This is a genomic window from Pseudocnuella soli (genome assembly GCF_004347775.1).
In the GTDB taxonomy this organism is placed as follows: Bacteria; Bacteroidota; Bacteroidia; order Chitinophagales; family Chitinophagaceae; genus Flavisolibacter; species Flavisolibacter aquaticus.
This window is the reverse complement of record NZ_CP037755.1, coordinates 4,160,298-4,183,331: the sequence shown is the minus strand read 5'-3', so window position 1 is coordinate 4,183,331 and position 23,034 is coordinate 4,160,298. Positions and strand designations below refer to the sequence as shown.

Genomic DNA, 23,034 nt, shown 5'->3' with positions numbered 1-23,034 from the left:
AAACATTTTTGGTCCTTTTGAAGCCTGCATGAAAACTGCATTCAGTCACTTCAAAATCTACAACCATGAATCCCCGCAACACCGAGCTTTCCGCCATCACACAGGTCGTCAACAAGTATGCAGCAGGTTGCCAAACCGGCAATGTTGCCCTCATGCGTTCGGCGTTTCATGCGCAGGCCATGATGTATGGCAGTAGCGGCGGGCAAACTATTGTGGCGCCCATCGATGCGCTGTATGCTTACATTGAAGCCAACGAGCCACCCGCCAAAACTGGCGAACCGCACCAGTGTACCATCACCAGCATTCAGCTGGCCGGTAATGCAGCCAGTGTGGAAATGGTGCAGGAAGCCTGTTATGGCAACGATTACACCAACTATTTCCAGTTGGTAAAAGACGGTGGCCAGTGGCTGATTGTAAGCAAAACATACAACGGAACGCCCACCATAAAGGAGCCTATTGCAGAAGAGCAGCTGGCATTTCAGGCATCATAAGTTTGGCGTATATTTTAAAATGATTCATAAAAAATGGGAGCCCTGCAGGCTCCTTTTTTTGTTGGTGTTGATCAGCATTTATAAATGATTACTTTCTGTTGTATGCAAACAGACAATATCAGGTTATTTCATCCAGGCTTTGCCTAAATTGTAGCCGTCCCAGCTGCAGGATGCTAAAAAAATACACCGACATATTGTTTGATTTAGGCATTGGCTCGACTACGGCACAACAACTGTTTTGGGAACATGGAACGTTGGCGGAATGGCCCAAGTCAACAACTGTTTTTACCGCAGGTAAAAAGAACGACAAAGAATACATCATCTTGTCCGGCATTGCGCAACGTTTTATCGAACGGGAGGGCAGCAGCCCGGTAACCACCGGTTTTTTTGTGGCGCCGGCCGTAGTTACCCCGCATTTTGCCCGAACACACCGGGGCAAAAGTTTGTTCAGCCTGCAGGCACTGACCGATGTTGTTGCCGCCGAAATACCGGTGACTGCACTGGATGCATTAAGAACGGAGTATCCAGAGTTCAGGGCTTTTGGCCAACGGGTGCTGGAAGGTGCACTGGTTGCAGCCCTGCACGCCGAAGCAGCATGGCGTGCCTCCACTGCGCGGCAACGGTTGCTGGCCATGCGGCAACAGTTTCCCAACCTCGAAAATAGCGTGCCGCACCACGTGATCGCTTCTTACCTCGGCATCACCCATGTGTCGTTCAGCAGGCTGCGGCACGAGCTTGCCCGCAGCAACGATTTTATCAAATGATAACGGCGTCGCTTTTTTTGTGCTGCAATTTTGGTGCATCCAAATATGCAGGCACACATGAATCAGGAAATCCAGGCAACGCCGGTTGTTGCGGTTAAATACGAAGCAGGAGGCAGCCAACCCAAACAAACTTTTATCGTTGATAATAACGGCGACCAGCTATTCACCACCATCTATCCGAATGACGGCAAGCAAACCATTATGCTGCTGCACGGCGGCCCCGGCTTCCCCGACGACCTGGTGGAAGTGGCATCGGTATTAAAAGATCGTTACCAGGTGGTTACCTTTCACCAACGCGGAACCGGGGCTTCGCCGTGCCCCAGCAAGGATTATTCGATGGATGCCTATATCAGCGATATTGAGGCCATCCGCAAACATTTTGGCATCAACAGGTTTCATTTATGGGGCCACTCCTGGGGCGGCTTGTATGCGCAGATCTATGCGCAGCAACATGGCGAAAATCTATTGAGTTTATTCTTGTGTTGTCCCGGCTCAGGCACCGGCAGCGAATGGCAGCAAACCGAAAGGGAAGTGATGCAGTTGAACCGGTCGAAATGTACCCCGTGGCAGTGGGCGAAAATGGGATGGAACAATTTGCTGGGCATGCTGGGCAGCAACAGCGCTTATGCCCGCTTGTTTACGCAGGTAATGCACAACTACAGCGATGGCTTCATCGGCACAAATGGCGCCAGTAAAAACTTTGGTTTGTTGCGTGCAGCACCCATCAACAAAACACGGCCGCAGATCCTGAAATATCCCTTGCTGCAACGGCAGCCGGCGCCGCATTTTAAGATCACCATTGTATACGGCGACCGTGATATTTATAGCGCCAGTAAAAGCTTTGTGCTTCATCGCTATCCCACCGCAACCGTGCACTGGATCAACAACTGCGGGCATATTCCGTGGTTGCATAACCCGGCTGATTATACAACTGTATTGCAGCAGCATTATGATATGATTGTTATTTGATCTGGCTTGGTAAAATCAGGTATAAAAAAAGGGCCGCTTCAAATTGAAGCAGCCCTTGTGCTATACCTAAACCCTATTTTATTCAGTAATCATCACTTTGCGGGTTTGCTTTTTGCCCTGCTCCACTACCGTAAGTGTATACACACCTGAGTTGAGGTTACTGGTGCTCAAAGTGGTTGTTCCGGTAAACCGCATTCTGGTAACGATCCGGCCGCCGGCGTCAGACAGCAATGCTTCCGCAATGCCGTTGCCACCAGCCCTCACCGTAATGGCTACACCACGCCGTGCCGGTACCGGGTAAGCCTGTACTTCGCCAGCAGCGTTATTTGTTTGCAGGTTGTCGGCCCGCATTACCATTGGCGGTGTTGAGCGCTGACCCATGCCTGGCAGAATGATCGGTGCATCGGAAGCTAATACACTCACTACTTCGTTAGCAGCGGGGCTGGTATTGAGTTTTGTTGCCACGATCACCACCTCTGGATGGTAAGCCTGGTGTGTGCTTGATGCAAAGTTGTACAGGGTGCCTGTAGCCTCGATCAAGGTTTTGGCCTGGCCAAAAGAAATCGCTGCGATCGGGCTTTCTTTGTACACAATGCTTCCGCCGTTGGATACGGTTGTGTACACAACTTTTATTTTACCAAGTGTTTCGTTCAGCAATGCTATTGCCTGCGTGCCGGAGTTGTCGGCAGAGCCGCCACCGCCTTCGCTTGTAGTGGTTACCGTATAAAGCGGATCCCAATTACCGTTCGGACGCCGTACAAGCAGTCCAAGTAAGGGCAGGTTTGCACCATCTGCCAGGTCATAGCCTGTTTTAACTGCCGCGTACAATGTGCCGTCGGCCGCTACTACGATATTCAAATGATCATCGGCCATTTCTATGCTGCCTGGGATGAGCGACTGTTGCGCAGGTATTTCATCGGCGGTCCAAACGGTGGGGTCTGTTCCGTCGACATGCGTACGGAAGCCAAAGCGGCCCGTGGTTTGGTTCGACCAAAGCAGCCCAATTTTACCGGGCAGCCGGGTGATGGCGCAAATATCGTCGTCGTTAATGCCAGTAGCCAAAGTTATTGGCGCACTCCAGACGGTATATGGAGCATCGGTATACCAAACATATACCTCGGTTGTGCCTGCTGCAGCCATCCAGATGCGGCCGGCGCCATCGATGGTAAGCGTTGCCGTTTCCGACCCGGCAGGGAGGGTAATCGGCGTAGTGCCGGGGCGTTGGGCCCAAGGAACATATGTTTCGGTAGCGGCATTGTAATCAAGCGTGATCAGTTGCGAAGCTGTGGTGCCGCGATACAGCAGTACATGAACCAGGTTGCCCGTTACCCATGTGTCTGCACGGCCACCCAGGTTAAAGATGGTACGCACATCGGTCCAGGTGGTGCCATCGAGGCGATACAGGCGGGTGCCGCCTTCGGCCGGCGAAATCACAGTCCACCATTTTCCTGCATAGAACCATGTTTTGCCTTGTGGCTTGGCCTGCGTGTCGCCATTGATCGGAATATTGCTCAGCGGTGTTACGCTGGAGAAACCATACACCGTCTGCGGCGGATTGATATTATAAGTTTGACCGCCTGTAAAGCCGCCGCTAATCGCATTGCCTGCGCCGTCGGTAATGCCGGTGCCTGAAGCTTTCACATCAAGGCGGAGTGTGCCCGAGCCCGAAATGTTGTTTACCGTAACGGCATAAGAAGTGCCAGAGCCCGATACGTTTGCCACGGTACCTTGTACGGTGCCACCCGCAGTAAGGCTGAAGTCCGAAACATCTACGCCTGTAACCGGTTCGGAGAATGTAACACCAAAGATTACAGAATTGGCGTTCGTCGTTTCGTCAGCCGGTGTTTGGCGGTTGATGCTGGTGACTGTTGGCGCCGTTACATCAGCAGGCGATACATTATAGGTTTCACCACCACTGAAGCCGCCACTGAGCCCATTGCCTGCACCATCGGTAATGCCCGTGCCGCTAGCCTTCACACTAAGGCCAAGGCTGCCGCTGCCCGATATGCTGCCCACCGTTACCACGTAGCTGCTGCCACTGCCCGACACTGATTGGATGCTGCCCTGCGCGGTTCCGCCGGTGCTTAAGGTGAAATCAGTAGCGTCAACACCACTCACACCTTCGGAGAAGGTAACGCCAAAGCTTACCGTGGTGGCAGAAGTGTTTTGTTCAAGGGGCGACTGCCGCACTATGCCACTCACCACAGGAGGAGTTACATCAGCAGCCACAATTGTATAACTCTGACCGGAGTTGAAGCCGCCGCTAATCGCATTGCCAGCAGCATCGGTAATGCCGGTTCCAGCACCTTTGAGGTCGAGCCGCAATGTGCCGGTGCCGGTAATTTGGCTGACCACCACTTTGTAGGTTGTGCCTTCCGAGCCTACCGGCGTTACCGCGTTTGCGCCGATCACACCAGTGGCCGTACCAGCAATGGTGAAATCAGTTGCATCTACGCCGGTTACTTTTTCACTAAACACCACATTAAAGGAAACCTGGGTGACAGTTGTGGTTTCCGAAGCTGGTTCGCCGCGGTTGATGCTGGTAGCAGCCGGTGCTGATAGATCTACCGTATAAGTTTGACCATTTGTAAACCCGCCGGGAAGCGCTGCGCCTCCTGCATCTTTGATGCCGGTGCCACTGCTATTCAGGTCAAGCCGTAATGTGCCGGACCCCGAAACAGACCCAACTGTGATGTCATAAGTTTTGCCGTCGGAGCCCACTGCCACAACCGAAGTTGGCGTTCCGGTTGCATTGCCCGAGACTGTTTTTACTGTAAAATCAGCAGCGTCAACACCGGACACTGCTTCAGAAAAGTTGATTCGGAAAGTGACCGATGTTGCATTCGTTAGCTGACCCGTTGGATTTTGCCTGTTTATGCTCAAAACTGCTGGCGGTGTATTTACCGGCGGCGGAGCCAGTTTGGCGGTCATCTGCAGGTCGAAGATCATTGAAGAAGTGCGTTTGCTTTTCAGCGTTACTTCAACAGCAATGATGTTATCGCCTTTTCTCAATAGCATTTTATTGATGGCAAATTGCTCCGTCAAGATGCGGCCTGCGTCCTCTTCGTCACCCTTTCCATTGCCGCCGCCGTTCGAAACAGTTTTCCGGTATACTTCTTCTCCGTTTACAAAAACAGCAACCCCGTTTATTTCCCTGCGTACGATCTGGGCCGAAAACTCCTGATACATGGCCGGGTCGGAGATGTTGATGATCTTCCTGAAATAGGTAACGACATGTTTGTTTTTCTTGTCGTTGCCATAGCTTACAATGGTGTTTAGGCCAGGTGCATTGTATCCAAATGCGCCTTTGCCGGTTTTCCAGTTTGCATCGTTATATGTGCCAGCCTTCCAATCTCCCTTTGGCTTGCTGCCGTCTTCTAGGTATTTCCATGTGCTGCTAAAAGAAACAAGGGTAGTTTGTCCTATGGCTGCTAATGAAGTAAACAAGAGCCATAGAACGCAAAACGTAAATTTTCTCATAAAAGGAGGAGTTTTTAGCGTTATAGATAGAGTAATAGAACGTAGCGTAACAGGGCCGGAAGGATCGGTTTTTCAGTAGGGTGCAGGCGTTGGTAGGGAAGGGATTAGGAAGAGCGCATAAATGCGTAATGAAGCATTCATTGAATGCTTCTAATAAAGACGGCGATTTAGTTAAACTAAAATGATGTTGTGTTTGGTTGAAATGGGATTATGGACAGGGCAACCGGTAAGGGCTCGCAACTAAAGTATATTATATTTTTGAAATGTAATAGTGGTCAAACTTTTTTCTTGGCAAACGCCACACGTCCCCTTTGCTGTTGATCCCGAGATGCTGTAGGGGCCGATTTATTATTCGTTTTTTTATGTGTCGCGCAATTTTTTCTTGTTGCTGTTTACGTTCAGTTTTATCAAACTGGCTAGGTTAGTTTATCCAATTTGCTGACTCTTTCAAAAGCGGTTCGAAATAAAATTGCTCATTCTATAAATACTTAAATCTGAAATAACTGCAACAAAAAAGGCTTCCGAAACCGGAAGCCTTTTCTATAAAAACATGGCATTAATTAAAATGCCTTCTTATCGGCCTGTGTGCCGGCAGCGCCGCCAACAGGAGCGGGGTTGTCGCGCAGGTTCTGGTAGATCCAGTTCGTCATTTTGCTCCACAGGTGGTACGAGGTATTGTCTACCCCGCCCGAGATGCCGTGGTTTTTATTGGGGTAGTAAGCACTTTCAAAATCAATATTCGATTTTACCAGCGCTGTGATCATTTGCGCAGCATTTTGAAAATGCACATTGTCATCGGCTGTGCCGTGAATGATCAGGTATTTGCCCTTGATGCGGTCGGTAAAGTTTACCGGTGCGGTTTCCTGGTAGCCCTTAGGGTTTTCCTGTGGGGTACGCATAAACCGTTCGGTGTAAATATTGTCGTAAAAACGCCAGTCGGTAACAGGGGCCACAGCCACGGCTGCCTTAAACACATCAGCACCTTTGGTAATGGCCAACGAGCTCATAAAGCCGCCAAAGCTCCAGCCCCAGTGACCAATGCGGTTGCCGTCGATGTATGATTGTTTCGCCAGGTATTTTGCAGCATCAATCTGGTCTTCAATTTCCAGCTGGCCCAGTTTCAGGTAGGTTTTCTTTTTAAACTCTTCGCCGCGGAAACCCGTGCCGGTATTGTCCACGCTCACCACAATCACGCCGTTTTGCGCCAGCATCTGGTGCCACATCGATGCGGCGCCAAAGCGGTTGGCCACCTGCTGCGAGCCGGGGCCGCCATAGTTGCAAAACAGCACAGGATATTTTTTTGCAGGGTCAAAATCGGCGGGCTTCAGCATCCAGCCATTCAACGTATCGCCTTTTGAGTTGGGTACGCGGATGAATTCTGCTTTGCCCATGGCATAATCGGCCAGCACTGACTTCAATTGGGTGTTTTCACCGGCCACTTTATTTTTCACCGCAGTCACACTGCTGCCCGATTTTTTGAGGTCGTACAGCGTGGCGGTTTGCGGCGTGTTGATGTTGGAGTAGTAGTCGTAAAACTGCGTAAAATCGGCGTTCAGCTCCACGCGGTGCCAGCCGGTGCCGTTGGTAAGCTGCGTTGTTTTTTTACCGTCAAAATCAGTTACAAACAGGTTGCGGTCCATTGGCGTAGGATAGGCCGCCGTAAAGTACACCAGCCTTGCCTTTTCGTCCACACCCGATACGTCGGCAATATCATATTTGCCCTTGGTCAGCTGCACTTTTTGCTTGCCATCAAGGCTGTAGCGGTACAGTTGGTAGTAGCCGTCTTTTTCGGAGCCAAACAGGAAGGCTTTGCCGTCTTTCAAAAACCACCAATCATCGTTGATGTCTACATAGTACTTGTTGGTTTCTTCGTACAGCGGTGTGGCGGTGCCGGTGGCGGCATCGGTCAGCAGGAGCTTCAGGTTGTTTTGTTGGCGGTTCATCCAGTACACCACCAGCTTGCTGTCGTTCTGCGTCCACTTGATGCGGGGAATGTAAATATCGCCCTGCTCGAAATGCGCCGGCACCTGCTGTCCGTTGGCCACGTTGTACACGTGGATACTTACTTTGGAGTTGGCTTCGCCGGCCTTGGGGTATTTGTAGCGGTAGTCTTTGTTGTAGCTGTTGTCGTACATCGTCATGTTGAACTCCTTCACGCCGCTTTCATCAAACTTGTAATAAGCAATGTAGCTGCCGGCCGGGCTCCACTGGTACGCCTGGCTAAACGAAAATTCTTCTTCATAAACCCAGTCTGCATTACCGTTGATGATGTGGTTCCATTTGCCATCGATAGTTACCGCGGTGGTTTTGCCGGAGGCAATATCATAGAGGTACAAATTGTTGTCGAACACATACGCCACCTTGCTGCCGTCGGGCGAAAAGGAGGGATGCAGCACTTTGCCTTCGGAAAGGCGCACCGTTTTTTTGGTGGCTGCATCGTACAGGTATGCGTTGCTTTTAGAAGAGCGGCGGTAAATGGGTTCGCGGCCGTTGAAAAACAGAATGCGCTTTTTATCGGCGCTGGCTTCAAAGTCGCGGGTGTCGAGGGCTTTGCCCGTTTCGTCTTTTACATCTTTGGGGTCAAAAAGGCTGTCGGCCGGCGGTGCAAAACCCCGGACGGCCTCGGCACGGAAAGTGCCCTTTTTGTAAATATCATCTAAGGTGATCTTCTTGTTTTGCGCCAGCGTAAACAGGGGCAACAACAACAATAGCATCCAGGTGCTTCTCATGTGATGTGGTAAATTTTTAGGGCTTAAATGTAGGCAAATCGGCGCAAAGCCACGGGAGTTTAACCTTCCGTTTTCGCCACCGCTGGCCGTTTGCAGGGGCAGGCCGCTTCCCTGGAAATCAAGCGCAGCCGTGTAGCCGAATAGCTATATTTATGTTTATGAAATGGACCATGCCCGCAGTGCTTGCCGGTTGTGTATTGTTGTTTTGCCGCACCAGTTGCAGCAAATTCGACTGCCTGCCGCGGATTGAATACATTGGCGATGGAACGGTGCAAATGCAAAATCCTGCCGCCGTGTACGCCATTGGCGACACTATCCGCCTGGTTCAGGATATTCCTTACGCGACGTTTAATGGGCTGCCGCTGCAGACCGCCGAACTGCGCCGGTTGCAGGGTAATATGTCGTTTTACTTCATCAAAATCGTGGATAGCTTGGCAAAAGGTGTTAATGCCGTTCCGGTCAATGGCGTTTTTAAAGGAGTGGCGAATGTGGGTGGTTTGAACGCAGCGGCTCCGGCTAACGGAATTGACCTTTTTTACGTTTCATTTTTGCAGGACAGCCTGAACAGCCGGCTGCTGAGCCAGGCCGCCTTTACCGGAAGCGAAGCCGGAACTTATGCCATGGTACTGCATTCGCGGTTCTTTAATTTGAATGACACGCCATGCGAAGGCAATTACGACATCCGGCAAAAGCTTGTTTGGCAACAGCCGATCAACCAGCAACTGGTGCAATCGTTGCTGATTGGTGGTAAAATAAAATACCGCAACGGGGCAAATGGCACTATTGACCTTGACCCAAAAGAGTTTCCGATGTTGTTTTTCCAGCTACGCTAGCGGTGGTTTTTATCCAACTGCGTCTTAATTTTTCGCTTGTTGCACCACCTTTTGCAACAGGTTGGCCGCCCGTTCATTCAGGCGGTGTGCAAATGAGTACCCGTCGTTTTGATAAGCAATATAGCGGCACCCGTTGGCCGAAAACCGGGCCTGCAGTAGCAGGGTGCTGTCATTCATGTACCGTAGGTAGCCTTCGGCTGCGCAGGTGTCTTTGTATGGATTGGAGTTGCCCGTAACCTGTTCCACCAAAATCTGGACACCGGTGGTATCTTTTGTATCAAAATACAGCGTGTCGCCGCCATTGAACACAACGATCTGCACCGCGTTGGCAGGCTCCAGAAATTTATTGTATCCACTGCCGCGTTCCATGCCGCAACCCAGCAGGAGCAGGGCGGCCATCGGAATCCATTTCATGGTAAGGGGTTTGGGTAAATGTACACCCCAATGCCGCACCTGCGGGCACTGGGAGGCAATGCCATGATGCTGTATAAAAGAAACGGGCCAGCATTTAATGCCAACCCGCTTGTTACCGGTCAGGAACTATTGCACACACAACATTACTGTGCCCGGTCATATCGCGACAGCAGTGCAACGCCTGCATCGTCTACCCGCACCACCAGCAGGTTTTTATTGTCCTGCAGGTTGGCCAGCCACACGTTTTGCCGGTCCATTTTTACATGCGTTACCCCGCTTACTGCGTAGTCATGGTAGCTTGTTTGCAACAGATGCCGGATATCGTTGGGCAAATTATGTTCGTGGCCGTAACTCATCTGGTACAGTATGCTGCCCCGTTTGGTATACTTGGCCCGGTTGCTCATGTCGTCGGTGAGGAAGTACACGTAAAAATATTTTCCCTGTTTGTCCCAGAATGGCTGCCTGGCGTTGGCAAAATCGGCGTAAAAGGCCTGAGAAAGCTTACTGCTGATGGGTGCCGAATGTGCCGTGGTTACAAACACTTCGGGCAGCTTTTTTACTTCCTGTGCGGCGGCGTTGTGGGCAAAAATGAGGCAGAGCAGGCAGCAGCCCAATGGGGCCAGTACATTCTTTTTCATTGCATGTGGTTTTTTAAGTGAACCAAGAAGGGGCGTTGTCAGGGGGTGCCGATCTACCGGAATCAAGGGGCAAGCGGGTAGGGGTCAAAACATTTCAAAGCGAGGTATGCAGCCAGCGGAACATCCAGCCGGTTAAAATAATATAAGCGCCATCAGGCTCCAATCATAAATGAGCCGTTGGCGGCAGGGGGCGGTAGTTGGCGGTTGGGAGTGGACAGTTGACAGTCAGTAGTTCATAGTTCAGAGTTTATATTTCATAGTTCAGGGTTTAAAGCCGGGTGTAAAATTCACCCAACCTTTTTACCGACTCCCGACTCTGAACTCTCAACTCTAAACTCCCAACTCCCTCCCCGCCTGACTTCTCTCAGTTTCTCCTTTGACACCCCTCAGGCCGGGCCGCCGGTTTCCGGGGCATTTTTGCAGACATTGACACCCAACGACCCAGCTCATGGAAATTGTAACGCCACCACCGCCCGCCACCAAAAAGCCCCAGCGGCAAGCCACCACCTGTTATCATTGCGGCGAAGCCTGCGACCACTCGATCGTGGACGAGGAAAAATATTTTTGCTGCGAAGGGTGCAAGTTTGTGTACGGCCTGCTCAAGGAAAACGGCATGTGCAACTATTACGAGTTGAGCAACACACCGGGCATTAAGGTAAAAGGCAAGTTTTCATCGGAGCGGTTTGCTTACCTCGACAACGAAGAAGTGGTGCAAAAGCTGCTGCGCTTTCGCGATGAAAAACAGGCGCACCTTGTCCTGTACCTGCCGCAAATGCACTGCGCCTCCTGCATCTGGCTGCTCGAAAACCTGCACGCCATCCAGCCGGGCATCATTCAAAGCACCACCAATTTTGGCCAAAAAGAAATATTCATTTCTTACGATCCTGCGCAAACCTCGCTGCGCAAAGTGGTGGAGCTGCTGGCATTTGTTGGCTACGAGCCATACATCACGCTGAACGATTCCGAAACGCAGAAGCCGAAAAAAATCTCCCGCAAACAGTTTTACAAAATAGGTGTTGCCGGCTTTGCTTTCAGCCAGATCATGATGCTGTCGTTTCCCGAGTATTTTTCATCAGGGCATATTTCGGAGGCATATCTCAAGAACGTATTTACCTGGCTCTGCCTCATCTTGGCCCTGCCGGTATTTTTTTATAGCGCCTCCGAGTTTTTTGTATCGGCATACAAAGGGCTGCGCCAAAGCTGGCTCAATATTGATGCGCCCATTGCCCTCTCCATCCTCATGACGTTTTCGCGCAGCGTGTATGAAGTGGTTTCGGGCACCGGCGTGGGCTATTTCGATTCCATGTCGGGCATCGTGTTTTTTATGCTGGTGGGGCGTTGGTTTCAAAACAAAACCCACGATGCTTTTTCGTTCGACCGCGATTATAAATCTTATTTCCCGCTGGGCGTAACAGTGCTGAAAGATGGTGCCGAAGAGCCCGTGGCTATTTCAAAACTACAAGCCGGCGACCGCATACTGGTGCGCCACAACGAAATGGTACCCGCCGACTCGGTGCTCATGAGCGGCGAAGCCAATATTGATTACAGTTTTGTATCGGGCGAAAACACGCCGGTGCTCAAACGCAAAGGCGAACTCATTTATGCCGGTGCCCGCCAACTGGGTGGCAGCCTGGAGTTGGAGGTAGTCAAGGCCGTTTCGCAAAGCTATATCACGCAGCTGTGGAACAACAACGACGGCATGGGCGGCCAAAAAAACCGCGACAAATCCTTCATCCATCCATGGAGCCGATATTTCACGGCGGTGCTGTTTACCATTGCGGGCAGTGCCGGCATTTATTGGGCCATTGTAAATCCTGCCAATATTTTGCCTTCGGTTACTGCGGCACTCATCGTGGCTTGTCCCTGTTCGCTGTTGCTTTCGGCCACGTTTACATTCGGCAACATGATGCGGGTATTTGGCCGCAATAAAATGTATTTAAAAAATGCGTCGGTCATCGAGGCATTGTCGCGGGTAAACACGATTGTATTTGACAAAACCGGCACGCTGACGCATACCACCAAAGCCAACATTGAATTTGTAGGTGGCCAACTGAATAAATGGGAGCAAAGCCTGGTGTATTCACTGGCCAAACAATCGGTGCACCCCCTGAGCCGCATGCTTGCAGCACACCTGTTGGAAAAGGGCGCACAGCCGTTGCCCGTGGCACATTTTAAAGAAAATGCCGGCAAGGGCGCCGAAGCCGTGGTGCACGATTGCAAAGTGGTGTTGGGTTCGGCGGCTTTTGTGGCACACAAGCCAGCAGGCAAAAAAGATGGCGGCGCCGAAGTTTGGATTTCCTTCGACGGCAATACTAAGGGACATTTTGCCATTGCCAACTCCTACCGCGAAGGGGTACGCACCATGGTGCAACACCTGGAGCAGAAAGGTTATGAAATGCATTTGTTGTCAGGCGACAATGACTCGGAGCGGGAACACCTGCAACAAATATTTGGTAAAGAAACGCCGATGCATTTTGGTCAGTCGCCGCAAAGCAAACTGGAATACATACAACTGCTGCAACAAACACCAAAAGCCCGTGTGCTGATGCTGGGCGATGGCCTCAACGATGCAGGTGCCCTGCGCCAAAGCGATGTAGGTATTGCGGTGAGTGAGAACACTAGCCAGTTTACGCCGGCTTCCGATGCTATTTTGGATAGTTCGGGTGTTGGCAAACTGCACCGGTTGGTAGGCTATGCCCGCAGCGGCAAAACCATCATCACCGGCGCATTCTTTCTTTCCATTTGCTACAACTTCGTGGGGTTGAGTTTTGCAGTCAGTGCAAACCTGTCGCCGATGGTGGCAGCCATACTGATGCCCGCAAGTTCTATTTCGATTATCCTGTTTACTGCACTGTGTGCATCTATTGCTGCAAAACGCAAGGGGCTGTAAATAATTACAATAAAAAATGGGAAGAGGGTTGCAATGCTGTAACCTTCTTCCCATTTTTACTAAGTCGCCTATTAACTACCAACTACCAACTATCATCCATCATCCACCATCCATCATCCCTCATCTTTCCCCTATCCAATATTTTCCTGCAGTAGCAAAGCGGTGCACAGCGTTGCCAGCAACAGCTTTTCTTTTTGCGGCAGGTTGCCCAGGTACACCGTTCCTTTTTCCATCCGCGACACGGCAGCTACAGGCCGCCCTTCGCTATCCAGTATTTCAAAACCTACTGATCCAAAAGGCATTTGCCGCACCTGGCCGCCTTGTTCTATTTGCGTAGCGGGACGTATGGTGTAGTATTGGTTTTCGCTTTTAGCAAATACGCCGGTGTACTTTTTTGACGCGCCTTGTGCTGCACGATTATCCAGCAATAGTTCCCACGGCTTTTCGTCCGCATCGGTGTACACCTGCACATAAAAAAGGTTTTCGGTTTGCAGCCAGTTCCATACCTGCAGGCCGGTATTCAGTACACTGTTTTTATACGGGCCAACTTGCAAACCATCGGCATTAAACCGGGTAACGCAATATGCAGTGGCCTGCTCGCCTCCATCCGACAAGGCAAACGAAACTGTTTGTTTTTTGCGCATGTGTTCGGCGCTGATGATGTTGCGGTAATCGGGGCCGCCGGGTGTGCCGGTGCTGGCGCCGTATACATCCTTGCGGGTGTTGATCCAACTGCGTTTTACAAAAGGAGTGGTGTAGGGGCCAAAGCTCAAGCGCTGTTTGATCATCACGCCGTTGCGGCCGCTGACGGGGTATGCAGCGGCATCGCTTTTTAAATCAGGGCTAAGGCCCATTTTGGATGCGGTGCCGCAACTGCTTATTGCAATGCTAAACAAGAATGCGCCAATGGCGAGGAGTTGGGCAGTTAGTTTGGGCATGGTTGTGATTTTGGTTTTTTGATAAAGAGTACCGATACGTTTTTAATCCATGGAAAAATAGGAAGCGGACCTGTTTTGAATAAGCTAAAATTTTGGCAGCGTGGAATTGGTGTGGATGAGTGGGGTGGGTGGATGTTTTATGTCGGTTTATTATGTAGTTGCCGGCTGCTATATTAAGTGTTTTTGGTGTTAGCTCAGATGCTTCGCTGCGCTCAGCATGACAAAAATTGTCGGTCGTTTATGGCAACGAAAATAGTGGTTGCGTTTAAACAAACGATAGAACCAAACAATACATCTTCCAATATACTTGCTCCCTTTGTGCCCCTTTGTTTCTTCGTGTCTTCGTGGTTCAAAAAAAGAAACGCCGCTCATTCCGAACGGCGCTCCTAAAAAGGCTTAAGGATTAGTACTCCACAAGCCTGCTTCTTTTACAAACACACGGCGGTTCAGTTTTAACTGCATCACAATGAGTTCTGCAAAGTCTTCGGGCTGCATTACTTTCTCCGGGTTACCATCGGTCAGCTTTAGCTCTTTGGCCAGGTCGGTGGCCACTGTGCTGGGTGTAAGCGCCGTTACGCGGATGTTGTGTTTGCGCACTTCCTGCATCAGTGATTCGGTAAGGCCCAGCACGGCAAACTTCGATGCACTGTAAGCGCTGGTTGCTGCGGCACCGCGTTGGCCGGCGGTGGACGAAATGTTTACAATGTCGCCGGTTTTGCGGTCGATCATTTGCTGCAGCACGGCGCGGGTGGTGTAATACACGCCCATGAGGTTTACCTTGATGATTTGCTCCCACTGGGCCGGCTCCAGCTGCAAAAAGCCGCCGAACGCAGCCGTGCCTGCATTGTTGATCAGGATATCGATGGGCCCCAGTTCGCTGGAGATTTGTTCCACTGCAGCATTCACTGCATCGAGGTTGGTGATATCGGCCACGGCTACCGACACTTTAACGCCTTTTGCGGCAGCGGCTTCACCCACCTGTTGCAGGTCGCCCTCCGAGCGGGCCAGCAGCCCAACGTGTACGCCTTCGGCAGCAAGCGCCAGTGCTACCGCTTTACCAATTCCTTTTCCTGCACCGGTAATCAGTGCTATTTTTCCCTGTAATGATTCCATTGCTACAATTTTGCCGCAAAGTTAAGCCCGAAGGCTGTGCCCTGCCAACAACCTGTTTTGCCCCAAAAACTTCCTTTAGCGCAATCGATTGCAGCCCTGTTTTTACAATCTGTTCAGATGCGATACATTAACTTGTAGCTCATTTTGCCACACCTTTTGGAACCTGAATATGCTCAACATGAAAAAACTGTTTGTACTTGCCGCCGGCTTGCTGTTGTATGCTTCCGGTTTTAGCCAAAGCACCCCAAAGCCGGCCCTCATCCCCGAACCGGTTAGCATGACGACGGGCAGCGGCCTATTTACCCTGCCCCAGCAGGTAGTGATTGCTGCGGACGCAAACCCAGCGTTGACCACTACCATTGATTTTTTAAAACAACGCCTGTCGGTGCCTACCGGCTACAATGTATCGGTAAACAACAGCGCAGCCGGTGCCACCATCCGCCTGCAGTTGCTGCAAACCCCCGATGCGCAGATTGGGCAGGAAGGATATAAAATTTCGGTAACGGGAAATGGTGCTGTTGTTTCGGCCAATGCGCCTGCAGGTATTTTTTATGGCGTGCAAACGCTGCTGCAATTGCTACCTAAAGAAATTGAAAGCCCCACCGCGGTGCAGGGCGTGGCCTGGAGCATGCCGCAGGTGGAGATCACCGATTATCCCCGCTTTGGCTGGCGTGGACTGATGTTCGATGTGGCGCGTCATTTTTTTACCAAAGAAGATGTAAAGCAATACATCAACCAGATGGCCCGCTACAAGTACAACCTGCTGCACCTGCACCTGACCGATGACGAAGGCTGGCGTATTGAAATTAAAAGCCTGCCCAAGTTGACAGAAGTGGGTGCGTGGAACGTAAAAAAAGAAGGCTATTTCGGCACTTTTTCGCCGCCCACCAAAGACGAACCCCGCAACTACGGCGGCTTTTATACGCATGAAGATATCCGCGAACTGGTGCAGTATGCACAGGAGCGTTTTGTAAACATCCTGCCCGAGATTGATGTGCCCGGCCACAGCCTGGCGGCCATTGCCGCTTACCCAGAGCTGGCCTGTTCGTTTGGCAAAGGACCCAAGCCCGAGGTATCATCGGGCCAGTCTATTAAAGACTGGAGCAAACACATAGCACTCATCGACGACAACCTGTGCCCCGCCAATGAAAACGTATACCAATTTCTCGACAAAGTATTTACCGAAGTAGCGCAGTTGTTTCCTTTTCCGTACATCCACATGGGCGGCGATGAAACCTTTAAAACCTTTTGGCAAAGCAGCGATGCGGTCAAAGCCCTGATGAAGCGGGAGAACCTGAAAAACATGGACGAAGTGCAAAGCTATTTTGTAAAACGCGTGGAAAAGATCGTTTCGTCGAAAGGTAAAAAGGTCATTGGCTGGGATGAAATCCTGGAAGGCGGACTGGCACCGGGTGCAGCGGTAATGAGTTGGCGCGGTATGAAAGGTGGTATTGCTGCCGCCAAAATGGGCCACGAAGTGGTGATGAGCCCAACCGATTTTGCCTACATCGATTACATGCAGGGCGATGCATTTGTGGAGCCACGCATTTATGCTTCGTTGCGGTTGAACAAAGCCTACCAGTTTGACCCGTTGCCCGAAGGAGTGGATCCAAAACTTATCAAAGGCGGACAGGCCAACTTGTGGACCGAACAGGTTTACCACATGCGCCATGCGCAGTACATGACCTGGCCCCGCGGCTTTGCCATTGCCGAATCGGTTTGGTCGCCCAAGGCAAAAAAGAACTGGGATGCATTTGTGCCCCGCGTGGAAGCGCACATGCAGCGCTTTGATGTAGCTGATGTAAAATATGCGCCGAGCATGTTCGATCCGATTGTAAAAGTTGGCCGCGGCACCGACGGTAAATTGAAGATTGACCTGACTACTGAAGTAAAAGACCTGGACATTCACTACTCTTTCGACAATACGTTCCCCGATCACCATTCACCAAAAGTGCAGGGCACCCTGGTGCCACCAAAAGATGCAGTGATGCTGAAAGTGGTTACCTATCGTGGCAGGGAGCAAAAGGGCCGGATGATTTATATGCCGCTTTCCGAACTGGCCAAGCGGGTGAAATAACGACTTTGAAAAATGGGATGATGCGTCTTACCAAAAAGGCCGGTGTTCATGCACCGGCCTTTTTTATTGGCCTGTTCTTATTATGTTTTTCGGGTATACAAATTGGGTAACTTAGAAAAACAAAATTTAATGTTATGAAAAGGCTTTATTCTTTTGTAGCGGTGTTTTTATGTTCCCTTGCTTCGTGGGCACAAGTGGACCCTGCAACCAATCCGGATGGTTATGTAAAACGACTGATGGAGCGGTATACGGTGGCGCCCACGGATTGTGAAGGTTGCGAATCTACCGGCATTGTGCTGGTGCAGGTTGCTAAAAGCGGCGACCGGTTGAAGACCGACTTTTTGTTCAACTCATTTACCCAAAAACAAGTACTGACCGAAGCTGCGCTGAACCAGGCCAGCAACCTGGAGCAGATCAAAGCCATTCCTGACGGCTTCCAAATCACCATACCGGTGTTTATTTATTTGGGAAACGACGATGGAAAATTCAGCGAGCCGGATGCGGCTACTAAAAAGCGCTATGAAGAAGTGTTGGCTTCGCTAAATAAACAACAAAAGATCTCCAGCCCGGTGATTGTGATTGGGTACAAGCCACAGCGAAAAACAGGGACTGGTAGATAAAAGCGCATCACGTTTACCTTAACCAAAAATCATCGCAACACGCATGCAACGGCCCCGCCGGTTCATGCGTGTTGTTTTTTTTATACATTATTAAAAGCCTTGTGCGGTTGGAAAAAGTTGGTGCTGCAATGCGCAGGTTGCACATAAAAATTTATGATCGCGGCTTTGCCCACTGTTTATATACCGCTGGTATTTCTGATGCCTTTGATGCTTCGCCTCCTGCGCCAAAAATGGATCCGGCAAAAAATCGCTAATCTTGCTGGAATTTTAGCCCAAACAAAAACATAATCGGCACACCTTGGAAATCATACAATCGATCATCGACTTTATCCTCCACATCGACCAGCACCTGGTGGAGATCGTGAGCAATTATAAAACCTGGACCTACCTTATTTTATTCCTCATCATTTTTGCCGAAACCGGTTTGGTAGTAACACCGTTCCTGCCCGGCGATTCGCTGCTGTTTGCTGCCGGCACCATTGTAGCCCGCCCCGAAAGCGGCCTCAGCATTTTTTTGTTGTGCGGCATCCTCATTGTTGCCGCCATCCTCGGCGACTTGGTGAACTATCATGTAGGCAATTATATTGGTCCGCGGGCATTTAGCGGCCGCTACAAATTGTTGAAGAAAGAATACCTCGAACAAACGCAGGCATTTTACAACAAGTATGGCGGCAAAACCATCATCTATGCCCGCTTTGTACCCATCGTTCGCACCTTTGCGCCGTTTGTGGCTGGTGTGGGCACCATGTCGTATAGCAGGTTTGCATCGTACAATGTTATTGGCGGTGTGGTGTGGGTTACTTCGTTCCTGTTCCTGGGTTATTTTTTTGGCGGCATTCCGGCCATAAAAAACAACTTTACCTATGTTATTTTCGGCATCATCTTTTTGTCGCTGGTGCCGCCCATTATCGAATTGATCAAGGCCAGGCGTAAAAAGCAGGCGGCTGGTAATTAAAATATCCCGGGGAAAATTTTATCCTCTTTTTGTAAAAAGGCATAAAGCATACACCTTGCTTTGTGCCTTTTTATTTTGGTTTAAATTGCCCCGGTATGAACACCCAATCCTTAGCCATTGCCACCATATCGTGGGCCCGCGATGCCCATGAAGCAACTGTTTTAACCAATTCACTAACCCAGCTTTCCACAATAGGTCTGCCGCTATTTATTACCGATGCAGGGTCAGATGCAGCTTATGTTACCGGCTTGCAAACCTTACCCAATGCTACAGTGATGGGGCCGGTAAAAGGATTGTGGCCGCAAACAAAAAGCAGCATTGATGCCGCCGCTGCTACCGGTGCTGAATGGATCTTTTATGCCGAACCGGACAAGCTCGATTTTTTTACCCAACACCTGCCGCAAATGCTGGCACAGATTGAAGTGGATGACCAAAGCGGCATCTATCTTGCCAGCCGGTCGGCTGCGGCTTTTGCCACTTTTCCCGCGTTCCAGCAAATGACTGAAACCACAATTAATCGCTGCTGCGCAGAGTTGATGGGAAAGGAGCTGGATTATATCTATGGTCCGTTTTTGATGAATGCCAAACTGGTGCCCTACCTGCAAAGCATGCCCGCTGGACTGGGCTGGGGCTGGCGGCCTTATGCCTTTATGCTGGCGCATCGGCTGGGCCTAAGTATTGACGGTTTTAGTGGTGATTATTATTGCCCCGACGACCAGCGGCAGGACGACCAAACAGAACGCATTTACCGCATGAAGCAAATGGCGCAGAATATGGAAGGCTTGGCTGCCGGGGTCGCGGCGGTTGTATAGGGGATTTGGTGCTTTGTGTTAGTATTAGCTAGGGAAAGGATGCTCATCTATGCATTATACATTACGCCGCTGTTTGTATTTGTAGTAATTTTTATTGCCCTATTCTAGGGTCGATGTGGACGTTTGTATTCTTTGTTTATACGGTGATGTTTGTCTTGCACCCGCAAACATGTTGTTCTTCAAAGGACCACTTGCATTGTCATCCTGACGAAGGAAGGATCTGAACTTTCCACAATTGTACGCTTTGCAACACTCAGATGCTTCGCTGCGCTCAGCATGACAGAGCAAAGCGTCTGTCTGTTTTCAGATTAAACACGTTTTGATACAAAAGCAAATGGCTGTTTTATTGCTGAACACTGATCCAAAGCTCTTAATCACAGTAGCACCACAGCATAATCAAGGCGTGCTCCCGAAATCAGGCTGTCATTTGATTTCGGGCCTGCTTTTTTGTTACTTTTTTGCAGGAGCAAAAAAGTAAACGTTGTTCAGTGAAAGTGCAGTCAATAAAACGACTTTACAACTTGGCGCAATTCGCCAAATAAAATTCAATACAACCTACCTTTTTACCGCACCAACATCACCGTTCCCTTCCGTACAATCTTGCGGTCATCGAATGTAGTGCCCGTGGCAAGAAACACATAGACGCCGCTGCCCTGTGCACTGCCGCCAATACGGCCATCCCAACCCTGGCCGGCTGTACGGGTGCTGTACACCAGTTGGCCCCAGCGGTTGTACACCTGGAATTCGGTCAGGCTTTTCATGCCCACCAGTATGGGTTTCAACACATCATTGCGGCCATCGCCGTTGGGCGAAAATGCTGATGGCACCAGTATATCGGCGCCCAGTTTATACACCACTACCTTGACGGAGTCGGTAGCATAGCAGCCATCACGTTCCACCAATACACTATATGTAATTGTTTCGGTTTCGCGATCAAGTAATGCTACAGGGTTGGCAATATCCGGGTTGTTCAGTCCAAATAGGGGCGACCATTGATATGCATCCCCGCCCGATGCCTGCAACTGCAGCGGCTGGCCGGCAACAACGGCGGTATCGCGGCCCGCATCGGCAAATATCCGCGGCACAACGCCCACCATCACGGTGTCGGAAACTTCCTTCGGGCAACCCAGTGTGTCGCTCACCGTTAGTACATAAGCAGTGGCCTGCAGCGGCCTTACCAGTGGCGACAACGAGTTGGCCGGCGTCAGCGTGCTACTTGGGGTCCATCGAAAAGCGGAGGCCACCATATCGCCCTGCAGGCGTACATCGGTGTCGTAGCAAATCAGCGTGTCGTGGCCTGCAAATGCCTGCGGGTACGGTGCCACTTTTACCACCATCGTGGCTTCATCCTGGCAGCGGCCCAGGTTGGCTGTTACGCGGTAGCTGGTCGTAATATTGGGCGCCACCATCGGGTTTTTGGCGGTAGCATTATCCATCCCCGTTGCCGGTGTCCATTGGTATTGCAGCGCCCTGCTTTGCGGTAGTAATTGTATGCTGTCGCCGCGGCAAATGGAGGTGTCCGCGGGCAATTGCACTGTAATAAACGGCAGCACCGCCACCCGCACCGTATCGGTAGCCACACAGGTTTTTTCGGTAAGGGTTACTTTGTAAAAAGTAGTGTCCTGCGGAAACACCCGAGGCGTAGCCGTAGCAGCATCCAGTATGCGCCCCGATCCGTTGGTGGCGGTCCACTGGTACGTACCGGCACCTGAGGCCCTTAGGCGCAGCGTATCGATGCTGCAAATCAGCGTGTCCTTAAATGCCAGCTTGAGGTCGGGGCGGTCGTATACGTTTACAGTAGTTTCAATGGTATCAATACAGCCCTTGCTGCTGCTCACGATCATTGAAACCGGGTATTGCCCCACGCCGCTGAACTGGTGTGTGATGTTTTGGTCGGTGGCGTTGGTCACCGGGAAAATATTCCATTTCCATTTGTTCACCACGCCATAAGTTGCTTTGGTGGTATCGGTAAAAACAAACGGCGATTGGTAGCAACTGCCATCAATGGAAAAGCCCGCAGCAAAGCCCGGGTAAACGGCCACCTCGGTAGTGGTGCTGTCGGTGCAGCCGTTGGTGGTGCTTACTTTTAATTTAACCACGTACCGGCCCGTATCGGGGTAGGTGTAAGAAGGCCGCTGTGCGGTTGACACATCGGTGTTGATACGGGGCACACCAAAATCCCAGGAGTAGGTAGCTACTTCCGCATTGGGGTTTTCGTTTTCAAAAGTGGAAGTAAATGAGTTGCAATTGATGTATTCGGGCTGCAATACCGCAGCCGATAATTTACAATTGGCCACCTCCACCTGCACTTCTTTTTTGGTGGTGGCTATCAGCATGCCGTTGCGGTATTCCGATACACAAACCGAAATAATATATTTGCCCGTAACTGCCGGCGCCGTGCCTGATATCATACCAGTGCGTGGGTTGATGGTAACGCTGGCGCCCAATGGAATAGCGCCGGAATATCCGGCCGAATATCCCACTTCGTTATAGGGCGGATCGGCTGGTGGGTTGGGTTGGCGCTGTGCACCGGAGCCGCCGGTAAGTGCCGAGCAAAATGCATAAGAAAGCGAATCGCCATCAGCATCGGTGGCACTCATATCGAGGCGGAAAAAAGAGCTGTAACAAATAACAGCCGTATCGCGTGCCGCAAACTGTGGGCTGCTGTTGCGCCGGTTGGCACCGCCCGGCACAGTGGCTGTAAACGTGCTGCCATAACTGTTAGATGCCACCAGGTTTTGAATGCCCACAATGCGGCAGCATTCCTGTTCTACCAGCAGGTATCCCGCAGCATTGTTGGCCAGTTCAACCTCCTGCACATAAGTGGCCACCACAAAACAAACATTGGGTGCGGGGTTGATGCAGCCAAACGATTTTTTATAAATAGAATCCTGCCCGCTTTTTTGAATGGTGAGGGTACGCAGCAGCTTGTTGCCTGCACCATCAAATATGCCCACAAAAATTGCTGTTTCGGTAAACTGCGTCCCGCCGCAGTCAATGTAGTGGGTGCCCGTGATGCGGTATTTGGTGGTATTGGGCGCAGCACCCACACCGAGGTATTCGTAAGTAAGCATGCCGCCCTTGCCGTGTAAGGCCCAGCCGGTAAATGATGCACACAAAAATAGAAGCAAAAGGAAACAGGTTCTCATAATCAGCGGCCGGTATTTATGCAGGCAAAAGCATTGGGTTTTTGGCGCCAAATGGCGCTGCAGGCCTTTAAGTTAAATAAATTAAATAGGTAATAGGTTAAAAGGGGGCAATTATGTGTCGGCCGGTTGCTGTTGTTTTACCAACGAGATAAAAAGCGCCTA

17 protein-coding genes are annotated in these 23,034 nt (G+C 50.7%); 10 read left to right on the top strand and 7 right to left on the bottom strand.

Features of this window, described 5'->3' with window-relative positions; translation table 11 throughout:
- The first annotated feature begins 65 nt into the window (after window positions 1–65).
- The 3 genes from EPD17_RS17200 (at window position 66) to EPD17_RS17190 (ending at window position 2,224) form a co-directional block, all read left to right on the top strand.
- The gene (locus EPD17_RS17200) at window positions 66–491 is read left to right on the top strand and encodes a nuclear transport factor 2 family protein (protein ID WP_132055779.1); all 426 of its coding nucleotides are present in this window, start codon (window positions 66–68) and stop codon (window positions 489–491) included.
- A 170-nt stretch (window positions 492–661) separates the two neighbouring features.
- A complete protein-coding gene (locus tag EPD17_RS17195) occupies window positions 662–1,255 on the top strand; it encodes a Crp/Fnr family transcriptional regulator (protein ID WP_165929643.1) in 594 nt (197 codons plus the stop codon).
- A gap of 57 nt (window positions 1,256–1,312) precedes the next feature.
- Window positions 1,313–2,224 (top strand): alpha/beta fold hydrolase, encoded by a 912-nt coding sequence (locus tag EPD17_RS17190; protein ID WP_204743213.1) that lies wholly within the window; start codon window positions 1,313–1,315, stop codon window positions 2,222–2,224.
- Between the two features lie 78 nt (window positions 2,225–2,302).
- Here the strand turns inward: EPD17_RS17190 and EPD17_RS17185 are convergent, their stop codons facing one another.
- Both EPD17_RS17185 and EPD17_RS17180 read right to left on the bottom strand, forming a co-directional pair.
- Window positions 2,303–5,704, bottom strand: coding sequence for a beta strand repeat-containing protein (locus EPD17_RS17185; RefSeq protein ID WP_132055776.1), 3,402 nt, complete (start codon window positions 5,702–5,704; stop codon window positions 2,303–2,305).
- 560 nt (window positions 5,705–6,264) lie between these two features.
- Window positions 6,265–8,433 carry a S9 family peptidase gene (locus EPD17_RS17180; RefSeq protein ID WP_132055775.1) on the bottom strand — a complete coding sequence of 723 codons (2,169 nt, stop codon included), beginning with the start codon at window positions 8,431–8,433 and terminating at the stop codon, window positions 6,265–6,267.
- Between the two features lie 158 nt (window positions 8,434–8,591).
- Here EPD17_RS17180 and EPD17_RS17175 point away from each other — a divergent pair, with 158 nt between their 5' ends.
- Window positions 8,592–9,266, top strand: coding sequence for a hypothetical protein (locus EPD17_RS17175; protein ID WP_132055774.1), 675 nt, complete (start codon window positions 8,592–8,594; stop codon window positions 9,264–9,266).
- 24 nt (window positions 9,267–9,290) lie between these two features.
- Here the strand turns inward: EPD17_RS17175 and EPD17_RS17170 are convergent, their stop codons facing one another.
- A complete protein-coding gene (locus EPD17_RS17170; protein WP_132055773.1) occupies window positions 9,291–9,680 on the bottom strand; it encodes a hypothetical protein in 390 nt (129 codons plus the stop codon).
- A gap of 143 nt (window positions 9,681–9,823) precedes the next feature.
- Window positions 9,824–10,318 (bottom strand): hypothetical protein, encoded by a 495-nt coding sequence (locus EPD17_RS17165; RefSeq protein ID WP_132055772.1) that lies wholly within the window; start codon window positions 10,316–10,318, stop codon window positions 9,824–9,826.
- Window positions 10,319–10,766: 448 nt separating this feature from the next.
- On the opposite strand from EPD17_RS17165, the gene EPD17_RS17160 reads away from it, so the two are divergent.
- Window positions 10,767–13,208 carry a heavy metal translocating P-type ATPase gene (locus EPD17_RS17160; protein ID WP_132055771.1) on the top strand — a complete coding sequence of 814 codons (2,442 nt, stop codon included), beginning with the start codon at window positions 10,767–10,769 and terminating at the stop codon, window positions 13,206–13,208.
- Window positions 13,209–13,339: 131 nt separating this feature from the next.
- Here EPD17_RS17160 and EPD17_RS17155 read toward each other — a convergent pair whose 3' ends face one another.
- Window positions 13,340–14,146: a hypothetical protein gene (locus EPD17_RS17155; protein ID WP_132055770.1), complete on the bottom strand. Its 807-nt coding sequence runs from the start codon at window positions 14,144–14,146 to the stop codon at window positions 13,340–13,342.
- A 396-nt stretch (window positions 14,147–14,542) separates the two neighbouring features.
- A complete protein-coding gene (locus tag EPD17_RS17150) occupies window positions 14,543–15,259 on the bottom strand; it encodes a 3-ketoacyl-ACP reductase (protein WP_132055769.1) in 717 nt (238 codons plus the stop codon).
- 178 nt (window positions 15,260–15,437) lie between these two features.
- Here EPD17_RS17150 and EPD17_RS17145 point away from each other — a divergent pair, with 178 nt between their 5' ends.
- The 5 genes from EPD17_RS17145 (at window position 15,438) to EPD17_RS17130 (ending at window position 19,723) form a co-directional block, all read left to right on the top strand.
- Window positions 15,438–17,336 carry a beta-N-acetylhexosaminidase gene (locus tag EPD17_RS17145; protein ID WP_132055768.1) on the top strand — a complete coding sequence of 633 codons (1,899 nt, stop codon included), beginning with the start codon at window positions 15,438–15,440 and terminating at the stop codon, window positions 17,334–17,336.
- Between the two features lie 134 nt (window positions 17,337–17,470).
- A complete protein-coding gene (locus tag EPD17_RS17140; protein WP_132055767.1) occupies window positions 17,471–17,956 on the top strand; it encodes a hypothetical protein in 486 nt (161 codons plus the stop codon).
- Between the two features lie 107 nt (window positions 17,957–18,063).
- The gene (locus EPD17_RS20030; RefSeq protein ID WP_165929642.1) at window positions 18,064–18,210 is read left to right on the top strand and encodes a hypothetical protein; all 147 of its coding nucleotides are present in this window, start codon (window positions 18,064–18,066) and stop codon (window positions 18,208–18,210) included.
- A 44-nt stretch (window positions 18,211–18,254) separates the two neighbouring features.
- The gene (locus EPD17_RS17135) at window positions 18,255–18,911 is read left to right on the top strand and encodes a DedA family protein (RefSeq protein WP_114234945.1); all 657 of its coding nucleotides are present in this window, start codon (window positions 18,255–18,257) and stop codon (window positions 18,909–18,911) included.
- 95 nt (window positions 18,912–19,006) lie between these two features.
- Entirely contained in the window at window positions 19,007–19,723 is a 717-nt protein-coding gene (locus EPD17_RS17130; RefSeq protein WP_132055766.1) for a hypothetical protein, read from the top strand.
- A 563-nt stretch (window positions 19,724–20,286) separates the two neighbouring features.
- On the opposite strand, the gene EPD17_RS17125 is transcribed toward EPD17_RS17130, so the two are convergent.
- On the bottom strand, window positions 20,287–22,872 hold the full coding sequence (locus EPD17_RS17125; protein ID WP_132055765.1) for a PKD domain-containing protein: 2,586 nt from the start codon (window positions 22,870–22,872) through the stop codon (window positions 20,287–20,289).
- Window positions 22,873–23,034 lie beyond the last annotated feature (162 nt).

What these genes read in the sequence shown, in the direction of transcription:
- EPD17_RS17200 (WP_132055779.1), top strand. Translation starts at nt 66, where the DNA reads ATGAATCCCCGCAACACCGAGCTTTCCGCCATCACACAGGTCGTCAAC.
- EPD17_RS17195 (WP_165929643.1), top strand. Translation starts at nt 662, where the DNA reads ATGCTAAAAAAATACACCGACATATTGTTTGATTTAGGCATTGGCTCG.
- EPD17_RS17190 (WP_204743213.1), top strand. Translation starts at nt 1,313, where the DNA reads ATGAATCAGGAAATCCAGGCAACGCCGGTTGTTGCGGTTAAATACGAA.
- EPD17_RS17185 (WP_132055776.1), bottom strand. Translation starts at nt 5,704, where the DNA reads ATGAGAAAATTTACGTTTTGCGTTCTATGGCTCTTGTTTACTTCATTA.
- EPD17_RS17180 (WP_132055775.1), bottom strand. Translation starts at nt 8,433, where the DNA reads ATGAGAAGCACCTGGATGCTATTGTTGTTGTTGCCCCTGTTTACGCTG.
- EPD17_RS17175 (WP_132055774.1), top strand. Translation starts at nt 8,592, where the DNA reads ATGAAATGGACCATGCCCGCAGTGCTTGCCGGTTGTGTATTGTTGTTT.
- EPD17_RS17170 (WP_132055773.1), bottom strand. Translation starts at nt 9,680, where the DNA reads ATGAAATGGATTCCGATGGCCGCCCTGCTCCTGCTGGGTTGCGGCATG.
- EPD17_RS17165 (WP_132055772.1), bottom strand. Translation starts at nt 10,318, where the DNA reads ATGAAAAAGAATGTACTGGCCCCATTGGGCTGCTGCCTGCTCTGCCTC.
- EPD17_RS17160 (WP_132055771.1), top strand. Translation starts at nt 10,767, where the DNA reads ATGGAAATTGTAACGCCACCACCGCCCGCCACCAAAAAGCCCCAGCGG.
- EPD17_RS17155 (WP_132055770.1), bottom strand. Translation starts at nt 14,146, where the DNA reads ATGCCCAAACTAACTGCCCAACTCCTCGCCATTGGCGCATTCTTGTTT.
- EPD17_RS17150 (WP_132055769.1), bottom strand. Translation starts at nt 15,259, where the DNA reads ATGGAATCATTACAGGGAAAAATAGCACTGATTACCGGTGCAGGAAAA.
- EPD17_RS17145 (WP_132055768.1), top strand. Translation starts at nt 15,438, where the DNA reads ATGAAAAAACTGTTTGTACTTGCCGCCGGCTTGCTGTTGTATGCTTCC.
- EPD17_RS17140 (WP_132055767.1), top strand. Translation starts at nt 17,471, where the DNA reads ATGAAAAGGCTTTATTCTTTTGTAGCGGTGTTTTTATGTTCCCTTGCT.
- EPD17_RS17130 (WP_132055766.1), top strand. Translation starts at nt 19,007, where the DNA reads ATGAACACCCAATCCTTAGCCATTGCCACCATATCGTGGGCCCGCGAT.
- EPD17_RS17125 (WP_132055765.1), bottom strand. Translation starts at nt 22,872, where the DNA reads ATGAGAACCTGTTTCCTTTTGCTTCTATTTTTGTGTGCATCATTTACC.